Genomic DNA, 2,098 nt, shown 5'->3' with positions numbered 1-2,098 from the left:
CGGCCACATGGTGATGCTGAAATGGTCGATGGACAACGAGTTCGGCATCAAGCCGGGCGAAGTGTTCTGGGCGGCTTCCGATGTCGGCTGGGTCGTCGGCCATTCCTACATCGTCTATGCCCCGTTGCTCCATGGCTGCACGACGGTGATGTTCGAAGGCAAGCCGGTGGGCACGCCCGATGCCGGCACCTTCTGGCGCGTCATAGAGCAGCACGGCGTGGCGGCGCTGTTTACCGCGCCGACCGCTTTCCGCGCCATCAAGGGCCAGGACCCCAAGGGCGAATTCATCCCCAAATACGATTTGTCGAAATTCCGCACTTTGTTCCTGGCCGGCGAGCGCGCCGACCCCGAAACGATCAAGTGGGCCGAGCAGAGGCTGGGCGTTCCGGTGATCGACCACTGGTGGCAGACCGAGACCGGCGCGCCGATCACCCAGAACCCGGTGGGACTGGGCATGCTGCCGGTGAAATACGGTTCGCCCGGCGTGCCGATGCCGGGCTACGACATCCGCATCCTGAACGATGCCGGCCACGAAGTGCCGAACGGCACGCTGGGCAACGTGGTGCTGAAACTGCCGTTGCCGCCGGCCTGCCTGCCGACGCTGTGGAATGCCGACAAGCGTTTCCACCAGGCCTATCTCGACGAGTTCCCCGACTTCTACAAGACTGCCGACGCCGGCATACTCGACGATGACGGCTACCTGTTCGTCATGGCTCGCACCGACGACATCATCAACGTTGCCGGCCACCGGCTTTCCACCGGTGCGATGGAGGAAGTGCTGGCCGAACACCCGGACGTCGCCGAATGCGCGGTGATCGGCATCGCCGATGAACTGAAGGGACAATCGCCGCTTGGCCTCGTCGTGCTGAATGCCGGCGTGGCGCGCGACCGCTCCGCAATCGAGAAGGAAGCGATCGCATTGGTGCGCGACCGCATCGGCCCCGTTGCCGCCTTCAAGACGGTGGTGACCATCAAGCGCCTGCCCAAGACGCGCTCGGGCAAGGTGCTGCGCGGCACCATGCAGAAGATCGCCGACAAGGAAGAGTGGAAGATGCCGGCGACCATCGACGATCCGGCGATACTGGACGAGATCACCGAGGCGCTGAAGGCGCGCGGCATAGGGGTCTAGAAAAATTCGGCACTAAACAGCCGCCCTGCCATGCCGTAAGAAACCCAGCATGAATCACCTCGCCGCCTGCAACCAAAAGCTGGCGGCGATGTTTCTCGATCCCATGCCGGGAGTTTCATGCTGACGCTGCCCCAGATCCTTTCCTTTGCCGTCATAGCGCTGATGATGGGCGCGTTCGTCTGGGGCCGCGTGCGCTACGACCTCGTCGCGACCGGCTCGCTGCTTTTGGCCATAGCCGTTGGCATCGTTCCATTCGACAAGGCATTTTCGGGCTTCAGCGATGACATCGTCATCATTGTCGGCAGCGCGCTTCTGGTCAGTGCCGGCGTGGCGCGCAGCGGCATCATGGAATTCGCCATCCAGCGCCTGGCGCCCAATGTCAGTTCCGTGCGCGCCCAGCTTGCACTGCTGGTGGTGACGGTCGCGGTGCTGTCGGCCTTCGTCAAGAACATCGGCGCGCTGGCAATCATGATCCCCATCGCCTTCCAGTTCGCGCGGCGCGCCAATGTCTCGCCCTCGACGTTCCTGATGCCGATGGCCTTCGCCTCGCTGCTGGGCGGGCTGATGACGCAGATCGGCACCTCGCCGAACATCGTGGTATCGCGGCTGCGCGACGAACTGACGGGCACGCCGTTTTCCATGTTCGACTTCACCCCGGTCGGACTGGCGCTGACGGTGGCGGGCTGCGTGTTCCTGACCCTGTTCTACTGGCTGGTGCCGCAGCGCGAGCGGCAGGACGCCTCGCTGCAGGAAGCCGTCGCGATCAAGGATTATTCGGCCGAGGCAAGGGTGACCCAGGATTCGACCGTTGCCGACAAGCCTCTGGCCAATCTCTTGAAAGTCTCGGCGGGCGAAGCGGTGATCACCTCGATCCTGCGCGGCGCCGGGTTGCGCATCGCTCCCTTGCCCGATGCCGTGCTGAAGGTCGGCGATATCTTGCTGATCGAAGGCAGTCCGGAAGCGCTGGAC

Annotated in this window: 2 protein-coding genes; both read left to right on the top strand. The window is 63.8% G+C overall.

The features are described from left to right. The coding region (locus WBF63_RS07530; RefSeq protein ID WP_424369103.1) for an AMP-binding protein at positions 1-1,129 on the top strand (1,129 nt) is incomplete at its 5' end. A 117-nt stretch (positions 1,130-1,246) separates the two neighbouring features. Then, a partial coding sequence (locus WBF63_RS07525; protein ID WP_424369102.1) for an SLC13 family permease occupies positions 1,247-2,098 on the top strand: 852 nt, incomplete at its 3' end.

Source organism: Moheibacter sp., assembly GCF_049672845.1.
Taxonomy (GTDB): Bacteria; Bacteroidota; Bacteroidia; order Flavobacteriales; family Weeksellaceae; genus Moheibacter.
The sequence above is the reverse complement of the archived record's forward strand: the minus strand, read 5'-3'. Positions and strand labels throughout refer to the sequence as shown.